Source organism: Streptomyces sp. B1I3, from assembly GCF_030816615.1.
Classification (GTDB): domain Bacteria; phylum Actinomycetota; class Actinomycetes; order Streptomycetales; family Streptomycetaceae; genus Streptomyces.
In genome coordinates, this window is the sequence record NZ_JAUSYD010000001.1 from 4,649,867 (window position 1) to 4,667,624 (window position 17,758).

18 protein-coding genes and 1 pseudogene are annotated in these 17,758 nt (G+C 69.3%); 14 read left to right on the top strand and 5 right to left on the bottom strand.

The window, feature by feature from the left end; genetic code table 11:
- Nucleotides 1–295: 295 nt before the first annotated feature.
- The 7 genes from hemL to ccsB all read left to right on the top strand — a co-directional run bounded on the left by hemL (nucleotide 296) and on the right by ccsB (nucleotide 7,983).
- Nucleotides 296–1,603, top strand: coding sequence for a glutamate-1-semialdehyde 2,1-aminomutase (gene hemL, locus QFZ58_RS21375; protein WP_307126511.1), 1,308 nt, complete (start codon nucleotides 296–298; stop codon nucleotides 1,601–1,603).
- Nucleotides 1,600–2,289: a histidine phosphatase family protein gene (locus QFZ58_RS21380; RefSeq protein WP_307126512.1), complete on the top strand. Its 690-nt coding sequence runs from the start codon at nucleotides 1,600–1,602 to the stop codon at nucleotides 2,287–2,289. The genes hemL and QFZ58_RS21380 overlap by 4 nt, the downstream gene beginning before the upstream one ends.
- Nucleotides 2,290–2,504: 215 nt before the next feature.
- Nucleotides 2,505–3,761 carry a hypothetical protein gene (locus tag QFZ58_RS21385; RefSeq protein ID WP_307126513.1) on the top strand — a complete coding sequence of 419 codons (1,257 nt, stop codon included), beginning with the start codon at nucleotides 2,505–2,507 and terminating at the stop codon, nucleotides 3,759–3,761.
- A 67-nt stretch (nucleotides 3,762–3,828) separates the two neighbouring features.
- On the top strand, nucleotides 3,829–4,434 hold the full coding sequence (locus QFZ58_RS21390) for a TlpA disulfide reductase family protein (protein WP_307126514.1): 606 nt from the start codon (nucleotides 3,829–3,831) through the stop codon (nucleotides 4,432–4,434).
- 4 nt (nucleotides 4,435–4,438) lie between these two features.
- Complete coding sequence (locus tag QFZ58_RS21395) at nucleotides 4,439–5,203, top strand: cytochrome c biogenesis CcdA family protein (RefSeq protein WP_307126515.1); 765 nt, start codon at nucleotides 4,439–4,441, stop codon at nucleotides 5,201–5,203.
- Nucleotides 5,204–5,209: 6 nt separating this feature from the next.
- Complete coding sequence (locus QFZ58_RS21400) at nucleotides 5,210–6,904, top strand: cytochrome c biogenesis protein ResB (RefSeq protein WP_307126516.1); 1,695 nt, start codon at nucleotides 5,210–5,212, stop codon at nucleotides 6,902–6,904.
- A complete protein-coding gene (ccsB, locus tag QFZ58_RS21405; RefSeq protein ID WP_307126517.1) occupies nucleotides 6,901–7,983 on the top strand; it encodes a c-type cytochrome biogenesis protein CcsB in 1,083 nt (360 codons plus the stop codon). Before QFZ58_RS21400 ends, ccsB begins: the two co-directional genes overlap by 4 nt.
- 72 nt (nucleotides 7,984–8,055) lie before the next feature.
- Here the strand turns inward: ccsB and QFZ58_RS21410 are convergent.
- Nucleotides 8,056–9,376, bottom strand: a pseudogene (locus QFZ58_RS21410) (aldehyde dehydrogenase family protein).
- On the bottom strand, nucleotides 9,373–10,068 hold the full coding sequence (locus QFZ58_RS21415; protein WP_307126518.1) for a type 1 glutamine amidotransferase domain-containing protein: 696 nt from the start codon (nucleotides 10,066–10,068) through the stop codon (nucleotides 9,373–9,375). Before QFZ58_RS21415 ends, QFZ58_RS21410 begins: the two are co-directional and overlap by 4 nt.
- Nucleotides 10,069–10,237: 169 nt before the next feature.
- Here QFZ58_RS21415 and QFZ58_RS21420 point away from each other — a divergent pair, with 169 nt between their 5' ends.
- On the top strand, nucleotides 10,238–10,678 hold the full coding sequence (locus QFZ58_RS21420; RefSeq protein WP_307126519.1) for a MarR family winged helix-turn-helix transcriptional regulator: 441 nt from the start codon (nucleotides 10,238–10,240) through the stop codon (nucleotides 10,676–10,678).
- Between the two features lie 86 nt (nucleotides 10,679–10,764).
- Here QFZ58_RS21420 and QFZ58_RS21425 read toward each other — a convergent pair whose 3' ends face one another.
- On the bottom strand, nucleotides 10,765–11,172 hold the full coding sequence (locus tag QFZ58_RS21425) for a PLD nuclease N-terminal domain-containing protein (RefSeq protein ID WP_307126520.1): 408 nt from the start codon (nucleotides 11,170–11,172) through the stop codon (nucleotides 10,765–10,767).
- Between the two features lie 90 nt (nucleotides 11,173–11,262).
- Here QFZ58_RS21425 and QFZ58_RS21430 point away from each other — a divergent pair, with 90 nt between their 5' ends.
- On the top strand, nucleotides 11,263–12,720 hold the full coding sequence (locus QFZ58_RS21430) for a menaquinone biosynthesis decarboxylase (RefSeq protein ID WP_307126521.1): 1,458 nt from the start codon (nucleotides 11,263–11,265) through the stop codon (nucleotides 12,718–12,720).
- On the top strand, nucleotides 12,717–13,628 hold the full coding sequence (gene mqnP / locus QFZ58_RS21435; protein WP_307126522.1) for a menaquinone biosynthesis prenyltransferase MqnP: 912 nt from the start codon (nucleotides 12,717–12,719) through the stop codon (nucleotides 13,626–13,628). Before QFZ58_RS21430 ends, mqnP begins: the two co-directional genes overlap by 4 nt.
- Here the strand turns inward: mqnP and QFZ58_RS21440 are convergent.
- Nucleotides 13,618–14,223 (bottom strand): rhomboid family intramembrane serine protease, encoded by a 606-nt coding sequence (locus QFZ58_RS21440; protein ID WP_307126523.1) that lies wholly within the window; start codon nucleotides 14,221–14,223, stop codon nucleotides 13,618–13,620. The genes mqnP and QFZ58_RS21440 overlap by 11 nt on opposite strands.
- 113 nt (nucleotides 14,224–14,336) lie before the next feature.
- Here QFZ58_RS21440 and QFZ58_RS21445 point away from each other — a divergent pair, with 113 nt between their 5' ends.
- Nucleotides 14,337–15,002, top strand: coding sequence for a UbiX family flavin prenyltransferase (locus tag QFZ58_RS21445; RefSeq protein WP_307126524.1), 666 nt, complete (start codon nucleotides 14,337–14,339; stop codon nucleotides 15,000–15,002).
- Nucleotides 15,003–15,012: 10 nt separating this feature from the next.
- Here QFZ58_RS21445 and QFZ58_RS21450 read toward each other — a convergent pair whose 3' ends face one another.
- A complete protein-coding gene (locus QFZ58_RS21450) occupies nucleotides 15,013–15,165 on the bottom strand; it encodes a hypothetical protein (RefSeq protein ID WP_307129101.1) in 153 nt (50 codons plus the stop codon).
- Nucleotides 15,166–15,287: 122 nt separating this feature from the next.
- On the opposite strand from QFZ58_RS21450, the gene QFZ58_RS21455 reads away from it, so the two are divergent.
- From QFZ58_RS21455 to QFZ58_RS21465, 3 genes are all read left to right on the top strand, one after another.
- Nucleotides 15,288–15,743: an Lrp/AsnC family transcriptional regulator gene (locus QFZ58_RS21455; protein WP_307126525.1), complete on the top strand. Its 456-nt coding sequence runs from the start codon at nucleotides 15,288–15,290 to the stop codon at nucleotides 15,741–15,743.
- Nucleotides 15,744–15,833: 90 nt separating this feature from the next.
- A complete protein-coding gene (gene mqnE, locus QFZ58_RS21460; protein ID WP_307126526.1) occupies nucleotides 15,834–16,997 on the top strand; it encodes an aminofutalosine synthase MqnE in 1,164 nt (387 codons plus the stop codon).
- A 126-nt stretch (nucleotides 16,998–17,123) separates the two neighbouring features.
- Entirely contained in the window at nucleotides 17,124–17,654 is a 531-nt protein-coding gene (locus tag QFZ58_RS21465; RefSeq protein ID WP_307126527.1) for a GNAT family N-acetyltransferase, read from the top strand.
- Nucleotides 17,655–17,758: the final 104 nt, after the last annotated feature.

Below are 17,758 nucleotides of genomic sequence, written 5' to 3' on the forward strand. Positions count from 1 at the left end.
ATCTCATCCACCCGACTACTTCTTAGGAGACACAGCCCCGCCGCGCAACCCGATCACCGTCTCAGTGACCTCCCCAGCGAACGTGCGGTGAAACACCTGTCCGCAAGACCGCGTGTGCCTCTGACACCATGGCATGTGTGAGCTTTCCCTATGACGCCCCAGTTTTGCAGACGCGAGGAGACTGACGCCCTTTCGTTGTACGAGCCTCATACGGGGAGAGTGCGCTCCCTGCTCACCGGTGGCCGGAGATTCCGGTCGTGCCCCCGACCCCCCCGAATCGCAGATCAGGACCAAAGTGGCGTATTCATACGAAGCCCCAGTTTCACAGACGCTTTTCGACCGCGCGTCCCGCGTGACGCCCGGCGGCGTGAACTCTCCCGTACGTGCCTTCCGGGCCGTGGGCGGTACGCCCCGGTTCATGGTGTCCGGTACGGGTCCGTACCTCACCGACGCCGACGGCCGTGAGTACGTCGACCTCGTGTGCTCCTGGGGGCCGATGATCCTCGGGCACGCGCACCCCGAAGTCGTCGCGGCCGTGCAGGACGCGGTGGCCCGCGGTACCTCCTTCGGTACGCCGGGTGAGGGCGAGGTCGCGCTCGCCGAGGAGATCGTGTCCCGGGTCGAGCCCGTCGAGCAGGTGCGGCTGGTGTCGTCCGGCACCGAGGCGACGATGTCCGCGATCCGGCTCGCCCGCGGTTTCACCGGCCGGGCGAAGGTCGTGAAGTTCGCCGGGTGCTACCACGGGCACGTCGACGCGCTGCTGGCCGCAGCCGGCTCCGGGGTCGCCACTTTCGGCCTTCCCGACACGCCCGGGGTCACCGGCGCCCAGGCCGGTGACACGATCGTGCTGCCGTACAACGACCTGGAGGCCGTGCGCGCGGCGTTCGCGGCGCAGCCGGGCGAGATCGCGTGCGTGATCACCGAGGCCTCACCGGGCAACATGGGCGTCGTCCCGCCCGGGGACGGCTTCAACGCCGGGCTGAAGGAGATCTGCGCGGCCGACGGCGCGCTGTACATCTCCGACGAGGTGATGACCGGATTCCGCACGTCCAAGGCGGGCTGGTACGGCATCGACGGCGTGCGGCCCGACCTCATGACCTTCGGCAAGGTCATGGGCGGCGGCTTCCCCGCCGCGGCCTTCGGCGGCCGTGCCGACGTGATGGCGCACCTCGCCCCCGCAGGGCCCGTCTACCAGGCGGGAACCCTGTCCGGGAACCCCGTCGCCACCGCAGCCGGTCTCGCCCAGCTGCGGCTGCTCGACGACGCGGCCTACGAGAAGGTCGACGCGGTCTCCGCGGAGCTGCGGGCGCTGGTGAGCGAGGCGTTCACCAAGGAGGGTGTCGCGCACACGGTGTCGGCGGCGAGCAACATGTTCTCCGTCTTCTTCACCGACCGGCCCGTCCGCGACTACGAGGACGCGAAGAAGCAGGACGCCTTCCGCTTCACCGCCTTCTTCCACGCGATGCTGGAGCAGGGTGTCTACCTGCCGCCGTCCGCGTTCGAGTCGTGGTTCGTCTCCACGGCCCACGACTCCCGGGCGATCGAGCGGGTCGCCGCCGCCCTGCCCGCCGCCGCGCGCGCCGCATCGGAGGCCACCGCATGAGCGAGAACAGTGCGAAGGACATCACCGTCGTCCACCTGATGCGCCACGGTGAGGTGCACAACCCGGACGGGGTGCTCTACGGGCGCCGCGCCGGCTTCAGCCTCTCCGAGCTCGGACGGGAGATGGCCGACCGGGTCGCGGAGCACCTGGAGAAGCGCGACGTCACGTACGTCTCGGCCTCCCCGCTGGAGCGCGCCCAGGAGACGGCCACGCCGATCGCCAAGTCGCACAGCCTGGACCTGGCCACCGACGAGCGCCTCATCGAGGCGGCCAACGTCTTCGAGGGCAAGACCTTCGGGGTGGGTGACGGCGCGCTGCGCAAGCCGGAGAACTGGCGCCACCTCACCAATCCGTTCAAGCCCTCCTGGGGCGAGCCGTACATCGAGCAGGTCGTACGGATGATGGGCGCCCTGGACGCGGCGCGCGACGCCGCCCGCGGCCACGAGGCGGTCTGCGTCAGCCACCAGCTGCCGATCTGGATCGTGCGGAGCTTCGTGGAGCGGCGCAGGCTGTGGCACGACCCGCGCAAGCGGCAGTGCACCCTGGCCTCGCTGACGAGCTTCACGTACCAGGGCGACAAGATCGTGTCGGTCGGGTACACGGAGCCGGCCAGGGACCTGGTGCCGGCGCATCTGCTGGCCGGGGCCAAGCCGGGCAAGGGGACGTCGAAGGCGTTCGGGGCGTAAGGGCTCTCGCCCGGAGCGTGCCGGCCCCGTTACGGGCGAAGGACCTGAAGCCCGATACGCCCGGCTGTCCGGCCATCGTTATGTGGAGTACCTGTAAGGGTCTGATCACGTAACAACTTTTATGATTATCAGTGGAACCACCGTGTTGGTCGCCTCATCTAAGCCATCGCCAGTTTGTATGGCAATGAGGTAAAACGACCGCAGATGGGGACGCTATGCGTGAGATCGACCGAAGGGGCCTCCTCGGGGCCGGACTCGGAGCCGCAGCCGCACTCTCGATGACCGGCTGCGGCTCCTTCGGCTCTCCGGACAACGGCCGGCCCGGACCTGAGAAAAGCCCCAAGGGGGACAAGGGCACGCACGGGAACGGCGGGGGGCCTCCCAAGAAGCACGTCCGGCTCATCGGTGACGGTTCCACGGCCGACACCGGAAAACAGCCGAATCAGCCCACCGCACCGGTGCCGCTCGAACCCGGCCAGACGCCGCCGCAGTTCGTGATCTTTTCCTGGGACGGGGCCGGCGAGGTCGGCAACGGCCTCTTCCCGCGCTTTCTGGAACTCGCCAGGGAACACGACGCGGCGATGACCTTCTTCCTCTCCGGTCTGTATGTACTGCCCGAGTCGAAGAAGTCCCTCTACCGGCCGCCCAACAATCCCCGGGGCGCCTCCGACATCGGCTATCTCACCGACGACCACGTCAAGCAGACCCTCACCCACGTACGGCAGGCCTGGCTCGACGGGCACGAGATCGGCACCCACTTCAACGGGCATTTCTGCGCCGGCTCCGGATCCGTGGGGAACTGGACGCCCGCGCAATGGCAGAGTGAGATCGACCAGGCGATCTCCTTCGTCACCGAATGGCGGACGAACACCGGCTGGGAAGACGTCGAGCCGCTGCCGTTCGACTACCGCAAGGAACTGGTCGGCGGACGCACTCCCTGTCTGCTCGGTCAGGACAACCTCCTGCCGACCGCGAGACAGCTGGGCTGGCGCTACGACGCGAGCTCACCCGGCGGCCTGCAGATGTGGCCGGAGAAGCGCCAGGGAATCTGGGACCTCCCCCTGCAGGGCGTGCCGTTCCCGGGCCACTCCTTCGAAGTCCTCTCCATGGACTACAACATCCTCGCCAACCAGTCGAAGAATTCGACCAAGGGCATGCCGTCGCGTTATCCGGGCTGGCGCGACCAGGCCACCGGCGCCTACCTCGCGGGTTTCGACCGCGCCTACGAGACGAATCGCGCGCCTTTCTACATCGGCAACCACTTCGAGGAGTGGAACGGCGGTATCTACATGGACGCCGTCGAGGAAGTGATCAAAAAGATCGCGGGCAAGCCGGATGTGCGCCTCGTCTCATTCCGGCAGTTCGTCGACTGGCTCGACGTCCAGGATCCGGCGGTACTCGCGAAACTGCGCACGCTCGAGGTCGGTCAAGCTCCGGCCGGCGGCTGGAACGCCTTCTTTAAACAGGCCTGACAAGGGGCTTTACGGGCATCGAGGGGGGTGCGGAAGATCTTCGGAACTGCCATGCGAAACTTTTCACATGAGCTCTGGCCGCGCACCCCGACGCCGCTCCATCCTGCTCGCCGCCACCGTGGTGGCCGGCGCCCTGACGCTGTCCGCGTGCGGTGGCGACGACATCAAGTCCGGCGGCGGCGGCAACACGAACTTCGTCACCGGCAGCAGCGGCATCTCCACCGTCGCCGCGGGTGAACGCACCGACGCGCCGAAGCTCGACGGCACCACCCTCGACGGCAAGCCGCTGGACGTCGCCGACTACAAGGGCAAGGTCGTCGTCCTCAACGTATGGGGCTCGTGGTGCGGTCCCTGCCGCGCGGAGGCCAAGCACCTGGTGAAGGTCGCCGGGGAGACCGAGGGTCAGGGCGTCCAGTTCGTCGGCATCAACACACGCGACCCCGAGAAGATGCTGGGGGTCAACTTCGAGAAGAACTACGGCGTCACGTACCCCAGCCTGTACGACCCGACCGGAAAGCTCATCCTCCGCTTCCCCAAGGGCACGCTGAACCTGCAGACGATCCCCTCCACCGTGGTCATCGACCGCGACGGCAAGCTCGCCGCCCGCAAGATCGGCGGCCTCGACGCGGAGAAGCTGCACCAGATGATCGACCCGCTGATCGCGGAGAAGTGACCCCGTGTTCCAGCTAGCCGCGTACACGGGGGACAACGAGACCGTCCTCAGCGGGGCCCTTCTGGTGGCCCTGCCCATCGCCCTGCTCGCCGGCCTCGTCTCCTTCTTCTCGCCCTGCGTCCTGCCCCTGGTGCCCGGCTACCTGAGTTACGTCACCGGGGTCAGCGGCACCGACCTGGCAGAGGCCCGGCGCGGCCGGATGGTCGCGGGTGCCTCGCTGTTCGTACTCGGCTTCACCGTCGTCTTCGTCTCCGGCGGTGCGCTGTTCGGCTACTTCGGCCAGAACTTCCTGGAGCACAGCGAGATCCTCACCAAGGCCCTCGGCATGCTGATGATCCTGATGGGGATCTTCTTCATGGGGCTGATGCCCTGGATGACCCAGCGCGAGTTCCGCATCCACAAGAGGCCGGTGACCGGGCTGGTGGGCGCGCCGGTGCTCGGCGCGCTCTTCGGGATCGGCTGGACACCGTGTCTGGGCCCGACCCTCTCCTCGGTCACCGCTCTCGCCATGCAGCAGGGGACCGCGGGCCGCGGAGCCGTCCTGTCCGTGGCGTACTGCATCGGGCTCGGTGTCCCCTTCGTCCTGGCGGCGGTCGCCTTCCGCAAGGCACTCGGCGCGTTCGGCTGGGTCAAGCGCCACTACGCCTGGGTCATGCGGATCGGCGGCGGCATGATGATCGTGACCGGGATACTCCTGCTGACGGGTGCCTGGGACGCGCTCATCCAGGAGATGCGAGTCTGGTCCGACGGCTTCACTGTGGGGATCTGAGTTTTCATGAGCAACCTGAACACCACGGACGAGCGCGACCTCGGCGAGGCCGGAGAGCAGCTCTCCACCGCACCGCGCGAGGAGTCCGCGGCCTCCGTACCCGCCATGGGGGTCATCGGCTGGGCCCGCTGGTTCTGGCGGCAGCTGACCTCGATGCGGGTCGCGCTGATCCTCCTCTTCATGCTGTCGCTCGGCGCCATCCCCGGATCGCTGATCCCGCAGAACAGCGTGGACGAACTGAAGGTGCAGACCTTCAAGAACGCCCACACCACCGTCAGCCCGCTCTACGAGAAGCTGCAGTTCTTCGACGTCTACAGCTCGGTGTGGTTCTCCGCGATCTACCTCCTGCTCTTCGTCTCGCTGATCGGCTGCATCGTCCCGCGCACCGGCCAGTTCGTGGGCCAGCTGCGCGGCCGCCCGCCCGGCGCGCCGAAGCAGCTGACCCGGCTGCCCGCCTACACCACCTGGCGCACCGGCGCCGCGCCCGAGCAGGTCCGTGAGGCGGCGCTCGCCGTCCTGCGCAGGCGGCGCTTCCGCTCGCACGCCGTCGGTGACGCCGTCGCCGCCGAGAAGGGCTACCTCCGCGAGGCCGGCAACCTGCTCTTCCACATCGCGCTGATCGTCATGCTGGTCGCCTTCGCCTGCGGACAGCTCTTCAAGTCCGAGGGCGGCAAGCTCGTCGTCGAGGGTGACGGGTTCTCCAACACCCTCACCCAGTACGACAACTTCAAGTCCGGCTCGCTCTTCGACGCCGACGACCTCACCCCCTTCACCTTCGACCTCGACGACTTCAGGGGCACGTACGAGCGCAGCGGCCCCCAGCGCGGCACGGCCCGGACCTACGAGGCCCGCGTGACGTACTCCGAGGGTGCCGACGGTCAGCCGCGGAAGAAGGTCATCGAGGTCAACAAGCCGCTCGTCGTCGACGGCACCAAGGTCTACCTCAACGCCCACGGCTACGCCCCGGTCGTCTCCGTGAAGGACGGCACGGGCAAGGAGGTGTACCGCAACGCCGTGCCCCTGCTGCCCCAGGACAACAACATCACCTCCACCGGCGCGATCAAGGTGATGGACGGGTACGAGGGCACGGACGGCAGGAAGACGCAGCTCGGTTTCCAGGCCTTCTTCGTGCCGACGTTCGCGGGCGCAGGCAAGGGCACGATGTTCTCGCAGTTCCCCGCGCTCGACTACCCGGTCCTCGCGCTCAACGGCTTCCACGGCAGTCTCGGCGTCGACTCCGGGCTCCCGCAGAACGTCTACCAGCTCGATCCGTCCAAGATGACCGCGTTCAAGGACAGCAACGGCGACCAGCTCAAGCAGCGGCTCCGCCCCGGCGAGACCATGAAGCTGCCCGACGGCGCCGGCTCCATCACCTTCGTGGGCGTCGAGGAGTGGGCCAGCTTCCAGATCTCCCGCCAGCCCGCGAGCGGCTGGGCACTGACGGGCGCCGTGGCCGCCATCGCCGGACTCGCCGGATCGCTCTTCATCCAGCGCCGCCGGGTGTGGGTGCGGGCCGTGCCGGGACCGGACGGGGTCACCGTCGTCGAGATGGCCGGCCTGGGCCGCAGCGAGTCCGCGAAACTCCCCGAGGAGCTGGCCGATCTCGCGGTCGCGCTCAACACCGTGGCGCCCACCGCGCCCGACCCCGAACCCGAGACCGAACAACCCTCCGAAGAGCCTGCCGAAGGGGCTGAGAAGTGAATCTCGCCGCCGCAACCAACGAGAATCTGGCGCACACCAGCAATGTGCTGATCTATTCGTCGATGGCCGTCTACACCCTGGCCTTCTTCGCGCACATCGCGGAGTGGGTCTTCGGCAGCCGCAGCAAGGTCGGCCGCACGGCCGCCGCGCTGAAGCAGGGCTCGGCCGCCGCCGGTTCCCCGGTGACGGTGCAGGTCGCGCAGCAGGGCGGCACCGCCGTGCTGGAGCGCCCCAAGGTCGTCACCCGCTCCGCCGCCGGCACCCGTGACGTCCCGGACGGTCCCGGAGCGGCGGGCGGCACCTTCAAGGGCGACCTGTGGGGGCGTATCGCGGTCTCGCTGACCGTCGTCGCGTTCGCGGTCGAGGCGGGCGGGGTCGTGGCACGCGCCCTGTCCGTGCGGCGGGCCCCCTGGGGCAACATGTACGAGTTCTCGATCACCTTCTCCACGGTGGCCGTCGGCGCCTACCTCATCCTTCTGGCGCTGAGGAAGAACGTCCGCTGGATCGGCCTGCTGCTGGTGACGACGGTGCTGCTGGACCTCGGCATCGCGACCACCACGCTCTACACCGACAGCGACCAGCTGGTGCCCGCGCTGCACTCCTACTGGCTGTGGATCCACGTCTCCACCGCCATCATCTGCGGTGCCGTCTTCTACCTCGGCGCCGTCGGCACGCTGCTCTACCTCTTCCGCGACGGCTACGAGAACAAGCTCGCGAACGGCGGCACGCCCGGGAAGTTCGCCACGTCCGTCCTGGAGCGGCTCCCCGCCGCCAAGACCCTGGACACCTTCTCGTACCGCATCAACGCGGCCGTCTTCCCGCTGTGGACGTTCACGATCATCGCGGGCGCGATCTGGGCGGGCGACGCCTGGGGCCGTTACTGGGGCTGGGACCCCAAGGAGGTCTGGTCCTTCATCACCTGGGTCGCGTACGCCGCCTATCTGCACGCCCGCGCGACGGCCGGCTGGAAGGGCCGCAAGGCCGCCTACCTGGCGCTCGTGGCCTTCGGCTGCTGGCTCTTCAACTACTACGGCGTGAACATCTTCGTGACCGGCAAGCACTCCTACGCGGGAGTCTGACCGCCCCACGGGCGAAGGGCGCGACCGCAGGTGAGCGGTCGCGCCCTTCGCGCGTGTGGGGACGGCCGCGGCTCAGCCCAGCGGGGTGTCCAGGACCGCCTTGCGGTGGCTGAACGTCTCCAGCGAGTACCGGCCGTGGTAGCTGCCCATGCCGCTCTCGCCGACGCCGCCGAACGGCAGGTCCGACACGGTCAGGTGGGCCAGGGGCAGGCCCATGCCCACCCCGCCCGACGAGGTCTCGGTCAGCAGCCGTTCCCGTACGGCGGGGGACTGCGTGAACGCGTACAGCGCCAGCGGTTTGTCCCGGTCGTTGATGAAGCCGATGGCCTCGTCGAGCCCGTCCACGGTGATGATCGGCAGAACGGGGCCGAAGATCTCCTCACGCATGACGGGGGCGTCCGGGGCGACGTCGGCCAGCACGGTGGGCGCGATGTACTTCTGGCCGCGGTCGTGGGCGCCGCCCGTCACCGTGCGGCCGGAGTCCAGCAGTCCCACCAGCCGGTCGAAGTGACGCTCGTTCACGATCCGGCCGTACTCGGGGGACGCGGAGGCGTCGGGGCCGAACCGGTCCTCGACCGCCGCGGCGAGCGCGTCCTCCAGGGCGGCCGCGGTCTCCGGGTCCGTCAGTACGTAGTCGGGGGCGACACACGTCTGGCCGGTGTTGAGGAACTTCCCGGAGACCAGCCGGGAGGCCACGGTCTTCAGGTCCGTGTCGCGGTCGACGAAAGCGGGCGACTTGCCGCCCAGCTCCAGCGTCACCGGCGTCAGGTGCTTCGCCGCGGCGGCCATGACGATCCGGCCGACCGTGCCGTTGCCCGTGTAGAAGATGTGGTCGAAGCGCTCGGCGAGCAGTGCGGTCGTCTCCGGCACCGCACCCTCCACCACGGCGACCGCGTCCGTGTCCAGGTACTCCGGCAGCAGCCGCGCCACGGCCGACGAGGTAGCGGGCGCCAGCTCGCTGGGCTTGGCGACCACGGCGTTGCCCGCGGCCAGCGCACCCGCGACGGGCGCGAGCAGCAGTTGCACCGGGTAGTTCCAGGGCGCGATGACGAGGACGACACCGAGCGGGTCCTGCCGGGTGTGGGCGGTGGCCCCGGCGAGAACCGCCGGCACGGGGGCGGGCTCGGGCTCCAGCCAGCCCGCCAGGGCGCTCCAGGGTGTGGTCGATCTCGCGGACCGTGAAGTCGATCTCCGTCCGGTACGCCTCCTTGCGGCTCTTGCCCAGGTCGGCGTGGAGGGCCTCGGCGAGCTCGTCGCCGCGCTCCGTGAGCAGTGCGCGGAGCCGCGTCAGCTGTGCGGTGCGCCAGTCGAGGCCCTTGGTGCGCCCGGTGCGGAAGGTGGCGCGGAGGCGGGTGACGACCTCGGCCGGGGACTCGGCGGTGCCGGTGCTCACAGGGCCTCCACGATCTCGCGGGCCAGTTGTTCGGAGGAGGCGGGGTTCTGGCCGGAGTGCAGGTTGCGGTCGTGCACGGTGTGCACCGACCAGGCGTCCCCGGCGGAGTACTGGGCGCCGAGCTCGACGAGCCGGTCCTCCAGCAGCCACGGAGCCTTGTCCGCGAACCCGGCCTGGGTCTCCTCGGCGTTGCTGAACCCGGTCATGCGGTAGCCGGCGAAGGGCCAGCTGCCGTCGTCGCGGCGGGCGGGCAGCAGGGCGGCGGGGGCGTGGCACAGGACGGCGACCTGGGCTCCCGAGTCGAGCGCGGCGGTGAGCAGCCGGCCGGAGGCCTCGTTGACGGCCAGGTCCTCCATGGGGCCGTGGCCGCCGGGGTAGAAGACGACGTCGTACGAGGTGGGGACGGTGTCCTCCAGCCGGGCGGGGATGCGGAGCGTCTCGTCGATCGAGGCGAGGTACGAGGCGACGGCGTCGGCCTGTTCCTGGCCCCCGTTGGCGTCGGCGGCCAGGCTCGCGGTGTCCACGGTCGGGGCGACGCCGCCCGGGGTGGCGATGGTGATGTCGAACCCCGCCTGCGAGAAGACGCGGTGCGGGGCCGCCAGCTCCTCGGCCCAGAAGCCGGTGGGGTGGGTGGTGCCGTCCTTGAGGGTCCAGTGGTCGGCGCCGGTGAGGACGAAGAGTACGGAGGGCATGGGGGGGGTGCTCCCTACGACATAGGCAGGACACAAGGAAGCTTGATATGCTCAAGCAATAAAAGCCATGTAACTGCCAAAAATTGGGCATGTCAAACGAATGCGGCTGTGTGGCGTCATCTGTCCCGGGGCCGCCGGGCCATGCGCACCGATCGAAGGATGACCGACCATGACGACGGAACCGGCACCCCGCGCCGTCCCTACTCCGGACGAACTGCTGGAACCCCTCGCGCTCGTCGTCCGCGGTCATCACGACGACCTCACCGCCGTCGCGGCCCGGCACGGACTCAGCACCTCGCAGGCGCGGGCGCTGATCGCGCTCGGTGAGCCCATGCCCATGAGCGCACTGGCCCGTCACCTGGTGTGTGACGCGTCCAACGCCACGGGGCTCATCGGACGCATGGAGAGCCGCGGCCTGGTCACCCGCGCCCCCGCCCCCGACGACCGCCGCTCCAAGGTCGCCGCCCGCACACCCGAGGGCACCGAGCTGGCTCACCGCATCCGCGCCGAGATGCGGGTGGTGCACGGCGCCCTGGAGGCGCTCACCCCCCAGGAGCGCACAGCGCTGCTGCCCCTGCTCGACCGGCTGGGGCGGCTGCTGTCGTCGTGAGCCCGTCCCGTGGCGGTATGGGCGGACGGAGTGGCGGTGCGGGCCCACGGAGCGGCGGGGTGGGCCCCTGCGCGGCGGGGGCGAACCTACGAAGTGGCGGGCGGGGCGGACTCGCCGGGTCCCGCGTTGCCCTCGGGGCGCTTGATCTCCTCCTCGCGGCGGCGCAGGTCCGCCTCCCAGTCCTTGAGGAGTGACTCGTCCCTCTTGTTCTCGTCCTTCAGCGACTTGAGGAAGTCCGGATTGTCGTCCGGTGCGACCCAGGTGGTGCGGTGGTTGCGGTGCCACTCGGAGGGCGTACGGCCCCCGGCGGGTACGTGGCGCAGCTTGCCGGCGGCGAACCAGACGATCGGGCCCACGATCCAGAACAGCAGAATGATGAAGACCCAGGCCAGCTTCGGCAGATGCCTGGCCTCGTCCTCCGGGGTGTTCAGGCAGTCGATGAACGCGTAGATCGTCAGCGCCAGCGGCAGAAGATAGATCAGGGCCCGCAACATGGTGGAAGGATCCCCCGAGATGAGGTGAGGGGGCGCACTGTCCCGCCCCGGTGACGGGCCCAGGGTAGCGGGTGGCCGATACTGGACGGCATGGCTTACGACGATCTTCGCTCCCTGCTCCGGGCTCTGGAGCGCGAGGGCGATCTCAAGCGCATCAAGGCCGAGGTCGACCCGCACCTGGAGGTCGGCGAGATCGTCGACCGCGTCAACAAGGCGGGCGGCCCCGCGCTGCTCTTCGAGAACGTCAAGGGGGCGTCCATGCCCCTGGCCATGAATGTCTTCGGGACGGACCGCCGCCTGCTCAAGGCGCTGGGGCTGAAGTCCTACTCCGACATCAGCGACAAGATCGGCGGACTGCTCAGGCCGGAACTGCCGCACGGTTTCGTCGGCGTCCGGGAGGCGTTCGGCAAGCTGGGCTCGATGGTCCATGTGCCGCCGAAGAAGGTGAAGCCCGAGAACGCCCCCGTCCAGGAGGTCGTCCTCACGGGCGACGACGTGGACCTGGACCAGCTGCCCGCGCTCTTCACCTGGCCCGAGGACGGCGGCTCCTTCTTCAACCTGGGCCTCACCCACACCAAGGACCCCGAGACCGGCGTGCGCAACCTGGGGCTCTACCGGCTCCAGCGCCACGACAGGCGCACCATCGGGATGCACTGGCAGATCCACAAGGACAGCCGTAACCACTACCAGGTCGCCGCCAGGCGTGGTGAGCGGCTGCCCGTGGCCATCGCGTTCGGGGCGCCGCCCGCGGTCACGTACGCCTCGACCGCGCCGCTGCCCGGGGACATCGACGAGTACCTCTTCGCCGGTTTCATCCAGGGCAGGCGGGTCGAGATGGTCGACTGCAAGACCGTGCCGCTGCAGGTCCCCGCCCAGGCGGAGGTCGTCATCGAGGGGTGGCTGGAGCCGGGCGAGATGCTGCCCGAGGGCCCCTTCGGCGACCACACCGGTTTCTACACGCCGCAGGAACCGTTCCCCGCACTGAAGATCGACTGCGTCACCATGCGCAGGCGCCCGCTGCTGCAGTCGATCGTGGTGGGCCGGCCGCCGACCGAGGACGGGCCGCTGGGGCGGGCCACCGAGCGGTTCTTCCTGCCGCTCCTCAAGGTGATCGTGCCGGACATCGTGGACTACCACCTGCCGGAGTCGGGCGGCTTCCACAACTGCGCGATCGTCTCGATCGACAAGAAGTACCCGAAGCACGCCCAGAAGGTGATGAGCGCCGTCTGGGGTGCGCACATGATGTCGCTGACCAAGCTGATCGTGGTCGTGGACGCCGACTGCGACGTCCACGACCTGCACGAGGTCTCCTGGCGGGCGCTCGGCAACACCGACTACGCCCGTGACCTCACCGTCGTCGAGGGCCCGGTCGACCACCTCGACCACGCCTCCTACCAGCAGTTCTGGGGCGGGAAGGCGGGCATCGACGCGACCCGGAAGTGGCCCGAGGAGGGCTACACCCGGGACGGCGGCTGGCCGGCCATGGTCGAGTCGGACCCGGATACGGCGGCCAAGGTCGACCGCCGCTGGAAGGAGTACGGACTGTGAGCACCTCCGCTTCCACCGCTGCCGTGCCGCAGCCCCGCAGCAGGCCCCGGGCGTTCCTGCGGTTGGTGATGATCGAGCACTCGGTCTTCGCGCTGCCCTTCGCGTACATCGCGGCACTGACCGCGATGTTCCGGCTGGACAAGGACATCCACTGGGGCACGCTGCTGCTCGTGACCGTCGCGATGGTCGGGCTGCGGACGTTCGCCATGGCCGCCAACCGGATCATCGACCGGGAGATCGACGCCCGGAACCCGCGGACGGCGGGCCGTGAGCTGGTCACCGGCGCGGTCTCGGTGAAGTCGGCGTGGACGGGTGCGATCGTGGCCGTCGTCGTCTTCCTCGGAGCGGCGGCCCTGCTGAACCCGCTCTGCCTGGCGCTGGCGCCGGTGGCCGTCGTGCCCATGGTCGTCTACCCGTACGGCAAGCGGTTCACGAACTTCCCCCACGCGATCCTCGGCGTCGCCCAGGCCATGGGGCCGATCGGCGCCTGGCTGGCGGTGACCGGGAGCTGGTCGTGGGACGCGGTGATCCTCGGGCTCGCAGTCGGCGTCTGGATCGGGGGATTCGACCTGATCTTCGCCTGCCAGGACGTGCAGGCGGACCGGGCCCACGGTGTCCTCTCCTTCCCCGCCCGCTTCGGGATTCCGGCAGCCCTGTGGGGTGCGCGGGTCTGCCACGTGGTGACGACCGGACTGCTGGTCTGGTTCGGCGTGGCGACGGACGCGGAGCTCTTCTACTGGATCGGCATGGTGATCGTCGCCGTTGCCTTCGTGTACGAGCACCGGGTCGTGCGGCCGCACGACCTGTCCCGGTTGAACCGGGCGTTCTTCTCGGTCAACGGATTCATCGGCATCGCCCTGTTCGCGTGCGCGCTGCTCGACCTGCTGGTGCGGGGCCTCACGCCGTGACGTACCCCTTCGGGCCCTGGGCGCGGCGGGGACGGCGGAAGGCGAACGCCGCCGCCACGCCGCCCACGAGTCCGAAGAGGTGGCCCTGCCAGCTGATGCCGGAGTCGGTGGGCAGCACACCCCAGAGCAGCGAGCCGTAGGCCGCGGCGATGATCACGCCGACCACGATGTCGAGGGGGCGGCGGTCCACGAAGCCCCGGACCAGCAGATAGCCGAAGAGGCCGAAGACCACACCGGACGCGCCCAGCGTGACCGTGTTCGGGGGAGCGGTGAGCCAGACGCCGATGCCGCTCGTCACGACGACCACGAGCACCACGGCGGCGAATCTGCGTATCCCCGCCAGGGCGGCGATGAAGCCGAGGACCAGCAGCGGGACGCTGTTGGAGGCCAGGTGCTCCCATCCGCCGTGCAGGAAGGCGGAAGGCACTATGTCCGCCAGCTCGGCCGGCTCGCGCGGACTGACGCCGTAGGAGTCGAGGGAGTGGCCGGTGATCGTGTCGATGCCTTCCAGCACCCACAGCAGTGCGATCCAGGCGAGCATCACCACGCCCGCCGTGACCGCGCGTGCGGTGGCTCCGGTGCGTGTCTCCGTCATGGTCACCCCCTGTCCATGCCAGTCCTGTCGTCCGTTGCAACGTACGGAGCCCCTGCCTCGGTTCCTGGCGCCGGGTGCCGGATAGGCTCGGGCGTGTGGAATCCGGGACTTCAATGAGTCAGCACCAGCGACGGCCTTGGATTGTCGGGGTGTCGGGAGCGTCGGGGACCCCCTTCGCGGCCTCCGTCCTACGGGGGCTGCTGGCCGCGGGGGAGAGCGTGGACCTGGTGGTGAGCCGGGCCTCGCGGCTCACGCTGCTGGACGAGACGGGGATCGCGTTCCGCGACGCCCACTGGCAGGAGGACCTGGGGAAGTGGCTGGCCCGGGGGGCGGACGGGAAGCCGGACACCTTCCGGCCGGACCTCGGGGGCGTGCGGCACTGGGCGGCCGGAGACCTGGCCGCCGGGCCGTCCTCGGGCTCGTACCCGGCGAAGGGGATGCTGATCGTCCCGGCGTCCACGGCGTGTGTGGCCGGAGTGGCGCTCGGACTCTCGAAGGATCTGCTGCAGCGGGCCGCGAGCGTGACGCTCAAGGAGCGGCGGAAGCTGGTCGTCGCCGTGCGTGAGACGCCGCTCGGCGGCTCGACGCTGAAGCAGATGGTCGCGCTCGACGAGGCGGGCGCCGTGGTGCTGCCCGCCTCTCCGGCGTTCTACGCGGGGGCGACGCACATCCAGGATCTGGTGGACTTCGTCGCCGGGCGGGTGCTGGACGCGGCGGGGGTGCCGCACCAGCTGTACCGCCGGTGGGAGGGAGAGCTCGGTGGCGGCTCCCGTGGCTGACCCGGTGGGGTCAGTGCTTCTTGGCCGCGCGGCGGGCGCGGGTCCGGGTCCGGTCGACGCGGTGGGCGGCGGCGGGCTCATGGGCACGCGAGCGGTTGGCCAGGTCCTGCAACTCACGCATGCGGGCGTAGGCCATCTCGATCGAGTACACGGTGTCGTTCACTCCTGAAGATTCGAAAGCGTTTCTTGGATGATCTGAAAGATTCGCAGGGTGAAAACCCTGTTGTGCCTTAGATTCTACACATAAACTCGCGGTACTGCTGAACAATGGAAGGTTTCAGTCACATGGACGCGGTGGACAGGCAGCTCATCCAGGCCCTCAGAGAGAACGGCAGGGCTTCGTACGCCGAGCTGGGGCGGCTCGTCGGGCTCTCGGGCCCCAGCGTCACCGACCGCATCAACCGGCTGGAAACCGCCGGTGTCATCACCGGCTACCGCGCCACTGTCGACTCCGCGTCGCTGGGGCTGGGCGTCACGGCGCTGATCGGGATCTCGCTCTCCGACGCGGCGGACCACGAGGACGTCGCGCACCGGCTGAAGGACCTTGCCGAGATCGAGGACTGCTGGTTCATCGCGGGCGACGACTCCTACATGCTCAAGGTGCGCGTCGGTGACGTGGACGGTCTGGAGAAGACGATCCGCAGGCTGAGCGGGACGAAGGGGGTCTCGAGGACCCGCACCACGATCGTGCTGTCGACCAAGTGGGAGAACCGGGTCGGAGAGCTCCCGGGCGAGGACTGAGGCGCAGCGCCGGACGGTGGTGACCGCGGCCCGGGGACGGGGGAGTACGGTGGGCCGGAGTCTGTTACGTAGAGGTATGGGAGGCCACTGGTGGACGCGGGACTCAAGCGCGAGCTGGAGGAGAAGGTCCGGGCCGGCGAGCGGCTGACCCGCGAGGACGGGATCGCGCTCTACGAGTCCGACGACCTGGCGTGGCTCGGCGGGCTGGCCCACGAGGTGCGTACGAGGAAGAACGGCGACGTCGTCCACTTCAACGTCAACCGGCACCTCAACATGACCAACGTGTGCACCGCGTCCTGCGCCTACTGCTCGTTCCAGCGCAAGCCGGGCGAGAAGGACGCGTACACGATGCGCATCGAGGAGGCCGTCCGTCTCGCCAAGGCGATGCAGGGCGAGAACCTCACCGAGCTGCACATCGTGAACGGTCTGCACCCCACCCTCCCCTGGCGCTACTACCCCCGCTCGCTCAGCGCGCTGAAGGAAGCGCTCCCCGAAGTGGCGCTCAAGGCGTTCACGGCGACGGAGATCCACCACTTCGAGACCATCTCGGGGCTCTCGGCCTCCGAGATCCTCGACGAGCTGATCGAGGCCGGTCTGGAGTCGCTGACCGGCGGTGGCGCGGAGATCTTCGACTGGGAGGTCCGCCAGCACATCGTCGACCACAACACCCACTGGGAGGACTGGTCGCGCATCCACCGTCTGGCGCACGAGAAGGGTCTCAAGACCCCGGCGACGATGCTGTACGGGCACATCGAGGAGCCCCGCCACCGCGTCGACCACGTGCTGCGGCTGCGGGAGATGCAGGACGAGACCGGCGGCTTCCAGGTCTTCATCCCGCTGCGCTACCAGCACGACTTCGTGGACATGAAGGACGGCAAGGTCCGCAACACGCTCCAGGCGCGCACGTCGATGGCGACCGGCGCGGAGGCGCTGAAGACCTTCGCGGTCTCCCGGCTGCTCTTCGACAACGTCCCGCACGTCAAGGTGTTCTGGGTGATGCACGGTGTGCAGACCGCGCAGCTCGCCCTCCAGCACGGTGCGGACGACATGGACGGCTCGGTCGTCGAGTACAAGATCACGCACGACGCGGACGACTACGGCACGCCGAACAAGCTCGGACGTGAGGACCTGCTGGACCTGATCCGTGACGCGGGCTTCCGCCCCGTCGAGCGCAACACCCGCTACGAGATCCTGCGCGAGTACCCGGGCCCGGACGCGGGGCGGCGCGAGTCGCCGCAGCCGATGCGCGTCTGACGCGTACAGCCCGGCGCGGGAGTCCCGCTCTGTACGAAAGCCCCGGTCCGCCGTCCCCCGGCCGGGGCTTTCCCGCGTGGTGGACGGCGTTTTGAGTACAGCCGGCGTAATGGCTAATCTGCCGCCATGGCGCTTACATTCGAAGTGGATCCCGCACTCGACCGGGCACTGAGGGACGGCATCACCGCGCTCTGGGTCGACGTCAGCAACGCCGGCGGAGCGGTCGGCTTCGTGCCGCCGGTCACCACCGAAGAGGTGCGGCCGGAGCTGGTCAGGCACCTCTTCGGTATGGCCGAGGGACGCACCAGCCTGGTCGTCGGCCGCGACGAGGACGGCACCGTCGCCGCCACCGCCTTCCTCACGCACAACACCCACCAGCTGATGCGCCACTGGCTCTGGATCTACACGGTGATGGTCCACCCGCGCCACCAGGGCAAGGGCTACGGGCGCGACCTGATGGCCGCCGCGGCCGATGCGGCCCGCGCGATCGACGGCATCGACGCCATCCGGCTCACCTGCCGAGGAGGCACCGGCGCCGACCGCTTCTACGCCTCCTGCGGGTACAAGGAGGTGGGCCGGGTCCCGAACGCCATCCGGGTCGCCGATGACGACTACCGCGACGACATCATCATGCTGCTCCCGCTCTTCCGGCCGTAGGGGGCGGCGCGCCCCGGAAGGAACCCTGCGAACTGATCGAATTCGGGGCATGCTTCACTGGTCGGGCAGGATTCCAGACTGCACGACCGCAGGAACGTCGGACG